Raw genomic sequence first — 14,364 nt, forward strand, 5'->3', positions numbered from 1 at the left:
CGAAACCGAGGGCTGACAGTCATGCGTATCGTCCATTGTTTTCGCTCTCCCGTCGGAGGCATCTTCCGCCACGTACGCGATCTGTCGCTTCGTCAGGAAGCCATGGGACACCAGGTCGGCATCGTCTGCGATTCCACTACGGGAACGGATTTCGAGAACGAAGCGCTGGAGCGTTTCGGCAGCCAGATCACCCTTGGCCTCGACCGCATTCCCATGCAGCGGCATATCAGCCCGCGCGATCTTTTCAGCGCCGTGGCAACCCACAAGCGCTTTATGGCGATGAAACCGGACGTTATTCACGGCCATGGCGCGAAAGGCGGCGTCTTTGCGCGCGTTTTCGGCACATTGCCGAGCCGTGGACGCCGCCCCTTGCGCTTTTATTCGCCCCATGGCGGTAGCCTGCACTATGACGAGACGACGCGGACCGGAAAGTTGTTTGCGGGACTTGAACGACAGTTTTCCCGCATCTGTGACGGCATCTGCTTCGTTTCGGACTATGAGCGCCAGACTTTTCTGCGCAAGGCTGGCGACCCGCACTGCGCAACCCGCCTCATCTATAACGGCCTTTCGGAAGAGGAGTTTGAGCCTGTCCCTCTTCAGGGGGATGCGGCCGATTTTCTCTTCATCGGCATGATGCGTGACCTCAAGGGCCCGGATCTTTTCATCGATGCATTTGCAAGCCTGCCGACAAGCGATGACGGGAGGCGGCCGAGTGCCGTCATGGTCGGTGACGGTCCGGATAGAGAAGCTCTGGAATTTCAGGTTCGCGAACTCGGGCTGGCCGATGTCATCCGATTTCACGATCCGATGCCGATCCGACGGGCCATGGAAATGGCGTGTCACGTTGTGCAACCCTCTCGCGCCGAAGCGATGCCCTATACGGTTCTCGAAGCACTCGCAGCGGGCCGAACCATGATCGCCACCCGTGTCGGCGGCATTCCGGAAATCCTCGGGTCCAACTCCATCGCGCTTATGACGCCGCACGCGCCTTCCATCGCCGACCGCATGGCCGCGCTTCTTGCCGAGCCGCAGCGTTTTGCCGCCGCCATGCCGGACCGCGAAACGATGCGAGAGAAATTTTCAATCGAGACCATGGCCAATGCCATCACGCAGTTTTACCTCGACCAGCAACATGCGCGTTTCGGCCATTCCTGAGTTCATTTGAGGATGTTCAAGCCTTTCTAACCATTGCCGTGGCAAGAAAGGGCGAAGCAATCATATTCGCCCGACAGAAGAGCATGAACCAGACCGATCCAACCGAACGCTACAGCCGGGAAGCCGTGCACCGCACGGTCATGGATCCGCCATCGCTGGACCCGGACCATCGGCGTGCATTGAAAGCCATCGCCCGGACCGTGGCCGCCCAGTATCGCGACGACAGTCTGTCACCCGGCATGATTGCCGGCATAATGCGTCTGGTGGAATTCTCGATCATTTTCACCGCTGGGATGCTTCTTTACAGCGTGCTGGTCGGCCCGGCGATCGCATCGGCCCTGCCCTACATTTTCCTGATTGCCGGCGGCGCCGCTGCAACAGTTGGAATGCTCTGTCTCGCAGACGGTTACGATGTCGGATGGCTGCGGCGTCCGATGGCATTTTTCGGGCGCGTTCTTCTGGGTGTTGCCGCCGCCTTTGCCTTTGTGGCTCTGGCGACCTTCTTCCTCAAGATCAGCGCCTTCTACTCCCGGTTCTGGTTCGGCTCCTGGGCGGTGACGACTCTCGGATCGCTATTTTTCCTGCGCATTATGGTCGCACGCCTGATTATGCGGTGGTCACGCAACGGTCTGATCGAACGGCGAGCCGTCATTGTCGGCGGCGGCGAACTGGCTGAAGGGCTCATCCGCCAGTTGGAGAACTCGCCCTATAATGACATCCGCATTTGCGGCATCTTCGACGATCGCGACGATCAGCGCAGCCCACCGGTCGTTGCCGGGTATCCCAAGCTCGGAGATATCGATGACCTTGTCGAATTCGCGCGCATCGCGCAGATCGACATGCTCATCGTCACCTTGCCGCTAACGGCGGAAAGCCGCGTTCTGATGATGCTGAAGAAGCTGTGGGTCCTGCCGGTCGACATCCGGTTGGCGGCGCATTCTAATGCATTGCAATTCCGCCCGCGCTCTTATGCCTATCTCGGCGATGTGCCGACACTTGCGATCTTCGACCGGCCGATCACCGACTGGAGTTCGGTCGCGAAACGCGCTTTCGACATTGTTTTCTCGCTTGCCGGTCTGATACTCTTCGCGCCGATCATGGTTGCCACTGCGATCGCCATCAAGCTCGACAGTCCGGGACCGGTCTTCTTCAAGCAGAAGCGGCATGGCTTCAACAATGAAGAAATCGATGTCTATAAATTCAGGTCCATGTACACGGACAAGTGCGATCCGACCGCCCGAAACGCGGTAACAAAGGGCGATCCGCGGGTCACACCGGTCGGCCGTTTCATCCGAAAGACATCGATTGACGAGTTGCCGCAATTCTTCAATTCGCTGTTCGGCTCGCTCAGCCTGGTCGGTCCGCGCCCACATGCCGTGACCGCGCAGGCTCATGACAAGCTCTATGGCGAAGTCGTGGACGGCTATTTCGCGCGGCACCGGGTTAAACCGGGCGTGACCGGGTGGGCGCAGATCAATGGCTGGCGCGGCGAGATCGACAGCGAGGAGAAAATCGAGAAGCGAACGGAATTCGATCTCTATTACATCGAAAACTGGTCGCTAATCTTCGATCTGAAGATCCTGCTCCTAACGCCGATCAGCCTTTTCAATACCGAAAACGCCTATTGAGCCATGAGCGCGGCCACCGGCTCAACCATCGACGGACCCTCTGCCGAACGTGAAGCGCTTCCCATTTCGCGCCTGGCCGTTCAGCGCCATTTGCTTGGCCTTGTAGCGAAGGCAGCCATCGGACTGGCGGTCCTTCTTGCAGGCTTCGTCAAATTCGAACCCGCGCCGTACGAAATCTACATGGCAGCGCTTATTCCGATCTGGGCGCTGTTCGGACTGAGGCTCGCGACATCGATCACGCCGCTGATCGTGCTTCTCGTGACGTTCAATATTGGCGGTCTGCTCTCCATGCTCGTCATGGACAAGCTTTACGACACGCCGCTCTATCTGGCGGTCTCGCTGTTTCTCGCGCTCAGCGCCATCTTTTATGCTGCCGTTATCCGCCAACGGCCCGATGTGCTGCAAACGATCATGGTAGCGTGGGCCGCCGCTGGAGTTGTCACTTCCCTACTCGGTATTGCCGGTTTTTTCGGTGTACCCGGCCTGGATCTCTTTACCCGCTACGGTCGGGCTACCGGCGTGTTCGAAGACCCAAACGTCTTCGGCCCGTTCCTCGTGCCGCCTAGCCTCTATCTTCTGCATCGCGTTGTGACAGGCCCCGTCGGGGCGATGGCTTTCCGCGCCCTGCCGCTCGTCATCATCGTGCTCGGCATTTTCTTTTCGTTCTCGCGTGGCGCGTGGGGACTGCTCCTCTTCAGCGCGATTGTCCAACTCGGTCTGCTTTTACTGCATCACCGATCAGCGCGGTTTCGCATCCGCATTCTCATCCTGGGTCTGGCTGGCCTCGCCTTGCTCGGCGTGAGCATCGCAGTCGCACTTCAAATTCCGGCTGTCGCCGAACTGTTTTCCAGTCGCGCTCAACTGGTGCAAGACTACGATGGCGGCCATATGGGCCGCTTCGACCGGCACATATACGGTTTCAAACTCGCGATGGAGTACCCGCTCGGCATCGGTCCTTTGAACTTCGGACGGATGCTCGGCGAGGACACACACAACATCTGGCTCAAAGCCCTTATGGATTATGGCTGGCTGGGCTTCGCCAGCTGGTTGCTCATGATCGTCTGGTCGCTGGTCGGCGGTTTTCGAATTATGTTTCGCCAGCGTATCTGGCAGCCATTTCTTCTGGTCTCCTGGGTTGCACTGTTCGGCCACACCCTTCTCGGCTTTATCATCGACACCGACCATTGGCGTCACTTCTATCTTCTGCTCGGCATGGTTTGGGGCTGCATTGCGCTCGAATCGCGCTTTCATGCCGGCACACTGGATGCGGAAGGCCGACGGATCGGACGGCCTCCCCCGCCAGCATGGAGCCGGGCCGTCACCGATACGCAAGCAGCCGGTCGACCGGTCTGATTTGCTCTTGCGTGCTCATGCCAAGCCACGTAGAAGGCAACCGGCTCGGAGCGTAGCGCAGCCCGGTAGCGCACTTCACTGGGGGTGAAGGGGTCGTCGGTTCGAATCCGGCCGCTCCGACCATTTTAAACGATCAGCTTTTACAAATACAGCCTCGTCAGCGAGCCTGATCCAGAAGGCGCTTGCACTCGAGAAGGTCGAAAAGCGCTTCCTGAAGGAGATTGCGGTGATTGCCAGACAGCGCCATCACGCCCTCTCCTGCCCCGTCTTCCTTATCGCCCGAGCGACGCGCACCGCCTCTCGCCTCTCCTAGTAGCGGATCGGCCGCCTTGGCCGCAGGACTGCGCCCACGATCATTTGCAACCTGCGCCTTACGCGCTGCCACGGCTTGCAATGCATCGCTGTCGCCCGCACCGATGGCGGCGACCTGGCCGACACCGCTCTCCTTCAGGATCTTCTGAACGCCCTTGATGGTATAACCTTCATCATAGAGCAGGTGGCGAATGCCGCGGATGAGATCGACATCCTGCGGACGGTAATAACGCCGACCGCCACCGCGTTTCATCGGTCTTATCTGGTTGAAACGCGTTTCCCAGAACCGCAGCACATGCTGTGGCAGATCGAGATCGTCAGCGACTTCGGAAATGGTTCGAAAGGCATCGGCGGCTTTGTCAGCCATAAGCGTCTATCCTCGGCCCGTTCAGTCGAATCGGTCCGTATCAAAGATCACGCCGCCACACTGCGCAAGCCGATGACAGACGACGAATAGTGGATGACGCCCCTGCGCGCTTTGGAAGATTTGCTTTCTAGCTCTTCTTGTCGCCTGCGCCATGACCGTCGAGAATACGCTGCTTGAGCACATTGGATGCCTTGAAGGTCATCACCCGGCGCGGCAGGATCGGCACTTCTTCACCGGTTTTCGGATTGCGCCCGATACGCTCATTCTTGTCGCGCACCTGGAAGGTCGCGAATGAGGAAAGTTTCACCGTTTCGCCACGAACAATGGCGTCGCATATTTCGCCGATCACTTGCTCGACCAGTTCGCCCGATTCAGATCGGGACAGTCCAACCTGCCGATAGACAGCTTCAGAAAGATCAGCGCGGGTCAAAGTACGCGAAGCCATGGATGCTTCCTCCAGTTTGGAGAAAGGGTAGGTCGAACAATGGCATTCGACAAGGCGGCAATTTACACGCGCAGCAAAATCGCGCCCCAGGTGAAGCCGCCGCCCATCGCCTCAAGCAGGAGCGTGTCACCCGGCTGAACGCGACCGTCCCTCACCGCTTCACGCAAAGCCAGGGGAACAGAAGCCGCCGAGGTATTGCCATGCTTATCCACGGTGACGACAACATTTTTGATGTCGATTCCAAGCTTTTTGGCGGATGCATCGATGATGCGCCGGTTCGCCTGATGCGGCACGAGCCAGTCAATCTCGCTGGCCGCGATCCCTGTTTTTTGACAGACATCCTCGATCACGTCGGTGATCATGCCGACCGCGTGGCGAAAGACCTCACGGCCTTCCATTCGCAGTTTGCCAACGGTCTGGGTGGATGACGGACCGCCATCCACATAGAGTTTTTCCTTGTGGGAGCCGTCCGAACGCAGGGAGACGGCTAGAACACCCGGCCCTTCTCCGTCAGCCATCTGCTCCAAATCCTGCGCCTCGACCACCATTGCCCCAGCGCCATCGCCAAACAGGACACAGGTCGTCCGATCTTCCCAGTCGAGAATGCGCGAAAAGGTCTCCGCGCCAATCACCAGGGCCCGCTTGGCCAGGCCAGCTTTCAGATGCGCATCGACGGTCGCCAGTGCGTAGATAAAGCCGGTACAGACCGCAGCGACATCGAACGCGTAACCGTGATGAATGCCAAGCCGCTTTTGGATTTCGACCGCTGTCGCCGGAAAGGTGTTGTCCGGTGTCGCTGTCGCTACGACGATCAGATCGATGGACTGAGCATCGACGCCGGCATTGTCCAATGCAGACCGCGCAGCGTCCGCGCCGAGCGACGCGGTGGTCTCAGTCTCATCGGCGATATAGCGCTGCCGAATTCCGGTACGCTGAACGATCCATTCGTCGGTCGTGTCGACCGTTTTTTCCAGATCGGCGTTTGTCACCACCCGTTTCGGTAGCGCCGTTCCAACGCCGAGCATTACCGTCCGCTTCATTCTTTTTGTCCTGACTGCCCCGTTTTCGCGCTATCGCCGCGCACGAAACCATCTGCTGCGTCCGAATCCGTATCCTCGTCCGAAACGGGAGCTGGAATACGGTCGGCGTGGAATTTATCCAGATCGTCACGGATTCGGTGCTGCAGATCGCCCTTCGCCAAGTCGACCGCCAGCGAGACGGCAGCGGAAAAAGCCTGCGCATCCGCACCGCCGTGGCTTTTGACGACGAGCCCATTCAAGCCCAGGAAAACGCCGCCATTGGCCCGCGCCGGGTCCATGCGTTCGCGCAATTGGCGAAACGCGTCGCGCGCGAAAAGATAACCAACGCGGCTCATGAGACTGCTCTGCATCGCTTCGCGTAAATACCCGCCGAGCTGCTTGGCGGTGCCTTCCGCCGTCTTCAGAGCGATATTGCCTGCAAACCCTTCCGAAACCACCACATCGGTCACGCCCTGACCGATATCCGTCCCTTCCACGAAGCCGCGATAATTCAGGGTCGGCATACGCCGTTCGCGCAGGATGCGGCCCGCCTCCTTGACCTCCTCCTGGCCCTTGATGTCTTCGGTGCCGACGTTGAGGAGACCGACGGTCGGACACTCCTTGCCGAACAAGGCGCGCGCCATGGCCGCGCCGAGAATCGCGAAATCGACCAGTTGAACGGCGTCCGCCCCGATGGTCGCACCGACATCGAGGACAATGGCCTCGCCCTTGACGGTCGGCCAGATGGCGCCAATTGCTGGCCTATCGATATTGGCCATGGTTCGTAGGCAAAAGGTCGCCATCGCCATCAACGCACCGGTATTGCCAGCAGAGACCGCGACGTCGGATTCACGCGTTTTGGTTGATTCGATTGCCTGCCACATGGATGATTTGTAGCGGCCCGACCGAAGCGCCTGGCTCGGCTTTTCGTCCATCGCCACGGCTACTTCTGTATGGTGGATGGTCGAAGCGGCCTTCAGGCGCGGGAGGTCCGCGATCGCGGCCTCCACAGTCTCACGATCGCCGTAAAGAAGGAATTTGAGGTCCGACCGCTCGCCAAGCAGCATTTCCAGACCGGGCAGGATGGCGCGTGGCCCGTGATCGCCGCCCATCGCGTCAATGGCAATTGTTGTCAAACCGATCCAATTCCTCTGTGGTCAGCGGAGAGCGGGGACCATAGTGTTTTCCCGCCCCGATACAACGCTTTTCTGTCTCTCGCCGGTCAATGCGGTTTAAGGGTTGAAAGAACAGCGAAAGGGTTTTGCGCTTCGTTTGCCGGGCTCGCCTTGCCATCTGTCCCGTCCAGCAGTTCCGCGCCTTCCTGCCGGGGATAAAGCGGTATCGCCAGTTCGAAGAATTCCTCGGCCAGCGCCCCTACATCGATCCGGCCATGCGCGAAGGTTTCCGGAACATCGTCGCCCTCCGGCGAGACAATCAGTTCGCCTTCGACGATCTGCGGCCGCGCAAGCCGGCTATCCTCTGGTACGAAAACCGTCTCGACCGCCTCGTCAATGGATGTTCGAACCGGCTCCAACGTCACCGCGCAGGGCTGGACGATAAGGGCGCTGACATCGCCCCGTATGCGTACGCCCCTGCCCTTCCACGGCGCCAGATGAAGGTTGTAGACGAAATGTTCGACGTCCTGCAGATCGTGAGCGCGGGCCAAAGCAGCTCGCTGCTCCGCATCTGCCTCGGCTTTCACGACCATCCCCTTGTTCGGAAGTTTCGATACGGTGACAAAATGCGTCACCGGGCTGGTGCTGCTCATCCTCTTACTCCTCTACACGCGGCGTTGTATCGGATATTGCGGCAAGCACTGTCGCCGCGCTTGGAAAACGGAAAGAACCATCGAGAAGCGTTGCGGCCTCCGACTGGTCAAGCGTCTTTGCCATTGTCGCGGCGTAGATCGCCAAGGGCTGTGCATCCGCATCCATGGCGCCGGCGAGCGCATTGCGGCGAAGAGCAGAAGCGAGGCCTGACCCGTCGCCTTTATCCAACGCCGCGCCATAAGCATCCAGCCGGCCGTAATACATCTTGCCCATAGCCTTCATGCGATGGCGCATTCCCAGGTCGCCAATGCCGAGTTCGCGCTGGGCATGGTCGATATCGGTAAACAAACGGTCCGTCAGCTCCTGCGCCAGCTCCTGGCAGGCGTTATCGTCTTCGATGCGTAGCCGGCGCACCACGAGTGCGACATGCAGCGCCAGCATTTCGAAACGGCCAAGCGGCGTATCGGGGACATGAGCGCTCTGGTAAAGACCGGCATCTCGTCCGGCGGCCACGATAGCGCCATACAAGCCTTGCATCAGCTCTTCGGAAGTGGGAGGCCGTCGTGAGAAGAAGCGTTTGAACATGAACGTGGACCGGACGGGTGTTTGGCAAGGCTGGTTGCGTGGCGGGAAAAGCTGGTTTACCGAATTGCGGCACTGGCTGGAACCCGCAGCGGGACAGAATGCCGCTGTTGGATGTGTTGAGGGAAAAATGGTCGTGAACAGTTTCGGATTCAAGCTGACCTTGCTTATCGTAGCGACATTGTCGCTGCCGCTTGCCGGATGCAATTCGACCGATGCGCTGTCTCTGAAGCAGGAATTCAAGCAGGGCTATGTCATTGACGAGGACGCCGTTGCGGCCACGCCGGTCGGTTCGTCGCGCGAGCAGGTGCTTCTATCCCTCGGCTCGCCGTCCATCACGCGTGATTTCGGCGAAGGCGAGCGCTTCTATTATATTTCGCAGATCCGCCAGCGATCGGTCGGTTTTGGCAAGCGGCGCATTGTCGACCAACGTATTCTCGCCGTTTCCTTCAATGAGGAAGGCCGTGTCGACAACATCGCCAATTACGGCCTGAAGGACGGTCGCGTGTTCGACTTCATCAGCCGCGCGACGCCGACCGGCGGTCGCGAGACCACGTTTATTGGCGGCGTTCTGTCAGGTCTCGGCAAAGGCAAACCGAGCGCGACCGGTCTCTGACCGCTTCGGGAACCGCAATTCCGCGCCAGCCTTTCAGACGAAGGCGAATAACTGTCGCTGACGTGTAGCGCTCAGGGTATTTCGCCATTTTTTACTGTGGTGAACTGCCATGACCACCAATGACCGGCCTATGCTCGGCATTATGCTGATGGTCGCGTTCTGCGCGATCATTCCCCTCGGCGACTCCATGGCGAAAATCCTCGGCGGGACGATCCCGCTCATTCAGCTTCTGGTCGTGCGCCTGAGTTTTCAGGCAGTGATCCTGCTGCCGATTGTTGTCATTGCCGGCATTCCCTTTCGGCTCAGCCGGCATCATATGATCATCGTCGTGTTGCGAACGGCGATTTTCATTGCGGCGATGGCCGCAATGTTCACGGCCTTGAGGTTCCTGCCTCTGGCCGACGCTGTTGCCATCGCCTTCGTCATGCCGTTCATCATGCTTCTTCTCGGCGCTGTCGTGCTGGGTGAAGAAGTCGGTCCGCGTCGGATCGCGGCTTGCACAGTCGGGTTTGCCGGTACGCTTCTCGTCATTCAGCCCAGTTTTGCCGAGGTGGGACTGCCTGCTCTGCTACCGCTGCTGGTCGCCGTTCTATTTGCCTTCTACATGCTTGTCTCACGACAGATCGCGCAGGATTGCGATCCGATCACGCTACAGGCATGGAGCGGATTGCTCGGTACTCCGCCTCTGATCTTACTGTTTATGCTGACAGCATCCGAGAGCGGTCCGGTGCTTGGAGCGGTCATGCCCAATTCTGCAGAAGCGTGGCTATTGGCGGGGATTGGCGTTTTCGGAACCGGCGCGCATCTTCTGATGACATGGTCGCTGCGCTTCGCGCCGTCGGCGACATTGGCCCCGGTGCAATATCTCGAAATTCCGTTCGCAACCTTCTATGGCTGGCTGATCTTTAGCCATCTGCCTGACGGGCTTGCCGCGCTCGGCATAGCGATCATTATTGCCGCCGGTCTCTACGTTCTGTTCCGCGAACAGCGGCTCGCGCGGCCTCGTCCGCCAGAAGGCTAGCAAAATCGAAACGGGCCGGAAGATCGCTCCCCGGCCCGCTCGTTCTTAACATATTCGATTGTTCGGTCGAGAACCTCAGCCGATGTGAGCAAGGACCGCCAGCAACAGCAGCGCCATGATGTTGGTGATCTTGATAGCAGGGTTCACGGCCGGCCCAGCCGTATCCTTGTAAGGATCACCGACCGTATCGCCCGTCACCGAAGCTTTATGCGCCTCGGAACCCTTTTCGTGACGGATACCGTCCTTATCGACGAAACCGTCCTCGAAACTCTTCTTGGCGTTATCCCAGGCTCCGCCGCCGCTCGTCATTGAGATTGCAACGAACAAGCCATTGACGATCACGCCGAGAAGCGAGGCCCCCAGTGCCGCGAAGGCCGAAGCCTTGTCGCCGCCAGACACCAACAAGACGCCGAAATAGACGATGAGTGGAGCCAGAACCGGCAGAAGCGACGGGATAATCATCTCGCGGATGGCCGAACGCGTCAGCATATCGACCGCTCGCCCGTAGTCCGGCTTCTCCGTGCCCTGCATGATGCCAGGCTTTTCGGCGAACTGCTTGCGCACCTCCTCGACAACGGCACCGCCGGCGCGGCCGACTGCCGTCATAGCGATGCCACCGAAGAGATACGGGATCAGACCGCCGAAGATAAGCCCTGCCACGACGTAAGGATTGGAGAGATCGAACGAGACTTCGCCGAGGCCTTCGAAATAGGGATACTCGCCACTATTGCGTGCGAAGTAGCGCAGATCGTTGGCATAGGCCGCGAACAGCACCAGGGCGCCGAGGCCCGCAGAGCCGATCGCGTAACCCTTGGTAACCGCTTTGGTCGTGTTACCCACCGCATCGAGCGCGTCGGTGGTCTGCCGCACTTCACCTGGCAGATCGCTCATCTCGGCGATGCCGCCCGCATTGTCGGTAACCGGCCCGAATGCGTCGAGCGCGACGATCATGCCGGCAAGGCCGAGCATGGTCGTCACCGCGATACCCGTGCCATATAGGCCGGCGAGCTGATAGGTCCCGATAATACCGGCAACGATGACGAGCGCCGGCAGCGCGGTCGATTCAAGGCTGATCGCCAGACCTTGAATGACGTTGGTGCCGTGCCCGGTCACCGAGGCCTGGCTGATCGAATTGACCGGCCGCTTGTCGGTACCCGTATAGTATTCCGTTATGACCACGATCAGGCCCGTGACGATCAGACCAATCACGCCGCAGAGAAACAGGTTGAGACCATTCAGCGTCAGGTTTTCGCCGGCCAGCGTCTCCACCGTTCCGACATCGCCAAAGCCGATGGTCAACCAGTTTGCTACGGCAAGGCCGACAATCGACAGAAGACCCGTGACGATCAGCCCCTTATAGAGAGCGCCCATGATCGAACCGGTCGAGCCGAGTTTGACGAAGAAAGTGCCCGCGATCGAGGTGATGAGGCAGACAGCGCAGATCACCAGCGGATACATCATCATGCTGCCGACGATTTCGGTGCCGCCGAAAAAGATGGCGCCCAGCACCATCGTCGCGACCACGGTGACGGCGTAGGTTTCGAAAAGGTCCGCCGCCATGCCCGCACAGTCGCCGACATTGTCGCCGACATTGTCTGCGATGGTAGCCGGGTTGCGCGGATCGTCTTCCGGGATACCGGCCTCGACCTTGCCGACGAGATCGCCGCCGACATCGGCTCCCTTCGTGAAAATGCCGCCGCCCAGGCGAGCGAAGATGGAGATGAGCGAAGCGCCGAAGCCGAGCGCAACAAGAGCGTCGATAACCGTCCGGTCATCCGTCGCGTATCCGAGAACACCCGTTAGGATCCAGTAGTAAACCGAAACACCGAGAAGAGCGAGGCCAGCCACCAGCATGCCGGTAATGGCGCCGGACTTGAAGGCGATGTCCAGACCGCCAGCAAGGCTGTGGGCGGATGCCTGCGCGGTGCGCACATTGGCGCGGACGGAGACATGCATTCCGACGAAACCGGCAACGCCTGAGAGAACCGCGCCAATCAGAAAACCGATTGCCGCAGACAGGGAGAGCAAAAGCCAGACCAGAACAAAAACGACGGCGCCGACAATGGCAATCGTCGTGTACTGGCGATTGAGATAAGCGGTTGCACCTTCGCGGATATAGCCCGCGATCTCCCGCATCCGTTCGTTTCCTTCATCCGCCGCCATGACGGATTGCGTCGCCCATATTGCATAGGCCACAGACAGGAGCCCGCACAACATGACCAGATAGAGCACAATCATTTTTGACTTTCCCTCCTTAACCCCGAAATCGGGGCCCTCACGGGCGGTGTATCACATGAGCCGATCTGGCCCTGCCCCGCCCGGAAAGGAGTTGAACGGCTTCACGAGCCGGCGTCAATACGACGAACGCCGCTTCTCCAGTCTTGTCACAGCAATCAGACCAAGAGCGCAGATGATGACGACCGGAAAGACGATGCTTACGACAGTATTCCAGCCCAGTTCGTTCAATACTTGTCCGCTCATCAAAGATGCGAAGGCGACGACGCCGAAGAGGAGAAAGTCGTGGATGCCTTGAACCCGGCTCTTCTCCTCATCGGTGTAAGTTTCCGACACGATGGCTGTCGAACCGATAAAGCCAAAGTTCCAGCCAATCCCGAGCAGGATCAACGCAATCCAGAAATTGGCAAGGTTGATGCCGGCCAGAGCCACTATCGAACAGGCCGCAAGAAGAAAAAGGCCGAACAGAACGACCGGTACTTTCCCGAATCTGTCGATCAACCGCCCCGTGAAAAAGGACGGTCCGAACATTGCCAAGACATGCCAGGATATGCCGAGCGTCGCCTCATCTGTCGAAAAGCCGCAATCCACCATGGCCAGCGGCGCGCCCGTCATGACAAAGCTCATCATGGAGTAGGAGCCGATCGCGCAGAGAAGGCCGGCGATAAACTTCGGCTGAGAGAGAATGGTTACGATGGGACGCGACACGGACGCATGTTCGATGCCCGCTGAAGCCTTTGCCGGGGGCAGACGAAGAAAATTGAGCAGAAACGCACCGATCAGCGACAGACCGACCAGGCCGACAAAAGCGCCGGCGAAGGGTACTGCCGGGGCGAAAGCGTCTTTCGTCCAGATGACGAGTTGCGGGCCGATAATGGCCGCGAAGACACCGCCCGCCAGTACCCAGGAAATTGCTTTCGGCTTGAAGAGAGACGGCGCGGCATCGGCGGCCGCGAAGCGGTATTGCTGGACGAAACTTCCGCCAATTCCGACCGTCAGCAATCCTAGAGCGAATAGCCAGAAGCTGACTGAGGACAGCGCTGTAGCCGCCAAGATGCCACCGAGCGCGGTGATGAATGCGCCGGCGACGAAACCGCGGCGCCGGCCCACCGCGCGCATAAGGGCCGCAGCCGGAAGCGCGCCGAGTGCGACGCCGATATTATATCCGGCAACCGGAGCGGTCGCCAGCGACTTGTCATTGCCGAGAAGATAGCTGCCGGCTATCGCGCCAAGCGCGATACAGATGGGCGCGGCAGCGCCGACAATGGCCTGACCGGCCGAGAGAATGAGCGCGGTATGACGCGCATTTTCCATCGCGGCATCGTGTTTCTGTACCGCGGATGTCGTCATGTTCCTGGCCGATCCGGCGTTTGGCGCAAATGCCGCGCGACACGATCCAGAGCGCCGTTGACGAGCCCCGGCTCCTGTTCGTCGTAAAAAGCGCTAGCGACATCGACATATTCGCTGACGATCACCGCTGTCGGCACGTCGGGCCGGTGCGCCAGTTCGAACGTGCCGGCGCGCAATATCGCGCGGAGCGTGGAGTCGACACGGGAAAGCGGCCAGTCTTCCGGCAACGCCCTATTGATGATCGGATCGATGGTCTTCTGGTTGGAAACGACGCCCGAGAGTATGGCGCGAAACCATGCCGCATCCACCTCTCTATATTGTGCACCGTCTATTTCGTGGCCAAGACGGAAATGCTCGTATTCAGTGGTCGTTTCCAGAAGGCCGGTGCCGCCGATATCCATCTGATAAAGCGCCTGCACCGCGGCAAGGCGGGCAACGCCCCGCTTGTTGGCCGGTCGCGCCTGCCTGGTCTGGTTTGCCTCTTCGGCCATATTCGCTCCGGTCGTCTCGCC

Annotated in this window: 14 protein-coding genes and 1 tRNA gene; 6 read left to right on the forward strand and 9 right to left on the reverse strand. The window is 59.5% G+C overall.

Translation table 11 applies throughout. From position 1 onward, the window contains the following. Positions 1–21: 21 nt before the first annotated feature. The 4 genes from NIM86_RS03330 (at position 22) to NIM86_RS03345 (ending at position 4,259) form a co-directional block, all read left to right on the forward strand. Complete coding sequence (locus tag NIM86_RS03330) at positions 22–1,155, forward strand: glycosyltransferase family 4 protein (protein ID WP_253379084.1); 1,134 nt, start codon at positions 22–24, stop codon at positions 1,153–1,155. A gap of 83 nt (positions 1,156–1,238) precedes the next feature. Continuing rightward, complete coding sequence (locus tag NIM86_RS03335; protein WP_253379085.1) at positions 1,239–2,783, forward strand: undecaprenyl-phosphate glucose phosphotransferase; 1,545 nt, start codon at positions 1,239–1,241, stop codon at positions 2,781–2,783. Positions 2,784–2,786: 3 nt separating this feature from the next. After that, entirely contained in the window at positions 2,787–4,136 is a 1,350-nt protein-coding gene (locus NIM86_RS03340) for an O-antigen ligase (RefSeq protein WP_253379087.1), read from the forward strand. A gap of 46 nt (positions 4,137–4,182) precedes the next feature. Next, positions 4,183–4,259 (forward strand) — tRNA-Pro (locus NIM86_RS03345). A gap of 34 nt (positions 4,260–4,293) precedes the next feature. On the opposite strand, the gene NIM86_RS03350 is transcribed toward NIM86_RS03345, so the two are convergent. The 6 genes from NIM86_RS03350 to NIM86_RS03375 all read right to left on the reverse strand — a co-directional run bounded on the left by NIM86_RS03350 (position 4,294) and on the right by NIM86_RS03375 (position 8,585). Beyond that, positions 4,294–4,815: a MerR family transcriptional regulator gene (locus tag NIM86_RS03350; protein ID WP_253379089.1), complete on the reverse strand. Its 522-nt coding sequence runs from the start codon at positions 4,813–4,815 to the stop codon at positions 4,294–4,296. A 127-nt stretch (positions 4,816–4,942) separates the two neighbouring features. Continuing rightward, entirely contained in the window at positions 4,943–5,260 is a 318-nt protein-coding gene (locus tag NIM86_RS03355) for an integration host factor subunit alpha (RefSeq protein WP_253379098.1), read from the reverse strand. A gap of 62 nt (positions 5,261–5,322) precedes the next feature. After that, a complete protein-coding gene (locus tag NIM86_RS03360; protein ID WP_253379100.1) occupies positions 5,323–6,300 on the reverse strand; it encodes a beta-ketoacyl-ACP synthase III in 978 nt (325 codons plus the stop codon). After that, positions 6,297–7,415, reverse strand: coding sequence for a phosphate acyltransferase PlsX (gene plsX / locus NIM86_RS03365; protein ID WP_253379104.1), 1,119 nt, complete (start codon positions 7,413–7,415; stop codon positions 6,297–6,299). The genes NIM86_RS03360 and plsX overlap by 4 nt, the downstream gene beginning before the upstream one ends. Before the next feature lie 86 nt (positions 7,416–7,501). Beyond that, positions 7,502–8,047, reverse strand: a complete 546-nt coding sequence (locus tag NIM86_RS03370) for a DUF177 domain-containing protein (protein WP_253379105.1) — start codon at positions 8,045–8,047, stop codon at positions 7,502–7,504. Positions 8,048–8,051: 4 nt separating this feature from the next. After that, entirely contained in the window at positions 8,052–8,585 is a 534-nt protein-coding gene (locus NIM86_RS03375) for a ubiquinol-cytochrome C chaperone family protein (RefSeq protein ID WP_253379107.1), read from the reverse strand. A gap of 46 nt (positions 8,586–8,631) precedes the next feature. Between NIM86_RS03375 and NIM86_RS03380 the strand changes: the two genes are divergently transcribed. Both NIM86_RS03380 and NIM86_RS03385 read left to right on the forward strand, forming a co-directional pair. Beyond that, on the forward strand, positions 8,632–9,246 hold the full coding sequence (locus tag NIM86_RS03380; protein ID WP_253379109.1) for an outer membrane protein assembly factor BamE: 615 nt from the start codon (positions 8,632–8,634) through the stop codon (positions 9,244–9,246). Between the two features lie 109 nt (positions 9,247–9,355). Beyond that, the gene (locus NIM86_RS03385; RefSeq protein WP_253379110.1) at positions 9,356–10,267 is read left to right on the forward strand and encodes a DMT family transporter; all 912 of its coding nucleotides are present in this window, start codon (positions 9,356–9,358) and stop codon (positions 10,265–10,267) included. 75 nt (positions 10,268–10,342) lie between these two features. On the opposite strand, the gene NIM86_RS03390 is transcribed toward NIM86_RS03385, so the two are convergent. The 3 genes from NIM86_RS03390 to nusB form a co-directional block, all read right to left on the reverse strand. Further along, entirely contained in the window at positions 10,343–12,505 is a 2,163-nt protein-coding gene (locus NIM86_RS03390; protein ID WP_253379111.1) for a sodium-translocating pyrophosphatase, read from the reverse strand. A gap of 114 nt (positions 12,506–12,619) precedes the next feature. Continuing rightward, complete coding sequence (locus NIM86_RS03395; protein WP_253379113.1) at positions 12,620–13,852, reverse strand: MFS transporter; 1,233 nt, start codon at positions 13,850–13,852, stop codon at positions 12,620–12,622. Further along, a complete protein-coding gene (nusB, locus tag NIM86_RS03400) occupies positions 13,849–14,343 on the reverse strand; it encodes a transcription antitermination factor NusB (protein ID WP_253379115.1) in 495 nt (164 codons plus the stop codon). Before nusB ends, NIM86_RS03395 begins: the two co-directional genes overlap by 4 nt. Between the last annotated feature and the right edge of the window lie 21 nt (positions 14,344–14,364).

The sequence above is a fragment of the Notoacmeibacter sp. MSK16QG-6 genome, assembly GCF_024158145.1.
Classification (GTDB): domain Bacteria; phylum Pseudomonadota; class Alphaproteobacteria; order Rhizobiales; family Rhizobiaceae; genus Notoacmeibacter.

Excerpts from the sequence above, each read along its gene's own strand:
- NIM86_RS03390 (WP_253379111.1), bottom strand. The coding sequence starts at position 12,505 with ATGATTGTGCTCTATCTGGTCATGTTGTGCGGGCTCCTGTCTGTGGCC.
- NIM86_RS03380 (WP_253379109.1), top strand. The coding sequence starts at position 8,632 with ATGAACGTGGACCGGACGGGTGTTTGGCAAGGCTGGTTGCGTGGCGGG.
- NIM86_RS03335 (WP_253379085.1), top strand. The coding sequence starts at position 1,239 with ATGAACCAGACCGATCCAACCGAACGCTACAGCCGGGAAGCCGTGCAC.
- NIM86_RS03385 (WP_253379110.1), top strand. The coding sequence starts at position 9,356 with ATGACCACCAATGACCGGCCTATGCTCGGCATTATGCTGATGGTCGCG.
- NIM86_RS03340 (WP_253379087.1), top strand. The coding sequence starts at position 2,787 with ATGAGCGCGGCCACCGGCTCAACCATCGACGGACCCTCTGCCGAACGT.
- NIM86_RS03360 (WP_253379100.1), bottom strand. The coding sequence starts at position 6,300 with ATGAAGCGGACGGTAATGCTCGGCGTTGGAACGGCGCTACCGAAACGG.
- NIM86_RS03355 (WP_253379098.1), bottom strand. The coding sequence starts at position 5,260 with ATGGCTTCGCGTACTTTGACCCGCGCTGATCTTTCTGAAGCTGTCTAT.
- NIM86_RS03330 (WP_253379084.1), top strand. The coding sequence starts at position 22 with ATGCGTATCGTCCATTGTTTTCGCTCTCCCGTCGGAGGCATCTTCCGC.
- NIM86_RS03350 (WP_253379089.1), bottom strand. The coding sequence starts at position 4,815 with ATGGCTGACAAAGCCGCCGATGCCTTTCGAACCATTTCCGAAGTCGCT.
- NIM86_RS03370 (WP_253379105.1), bottom strand. The coding sequence starts at position 8,047 with ATGAGCAGCACCAGCCCGGTGACGCATTTTGTCACCGTATCGAAACTT.
- NIM86_RS03395 (WP_253379113.1), bottom strand. The coding sequence starts at position 13,852 with ATGACGACATCCGCGGTACAGAAACACGATGCCGCGATGGAAAATGCG.
- NIM86_RS03375 (WP_253379107.1), bottom strand. The coding sequence starts at position 8,585 with ATGCAAGGCTTGTATGGCGCTATCGTGGCCGCCGGACGAGATGCCGGT.
- nusB (WP_253379115.1), bottom strand. The coding sequence starts at position 14,343 with ATGGCCGAAGAGGCAAACCAGACCAGGCAGGCGCGACCGGCCAACAAG.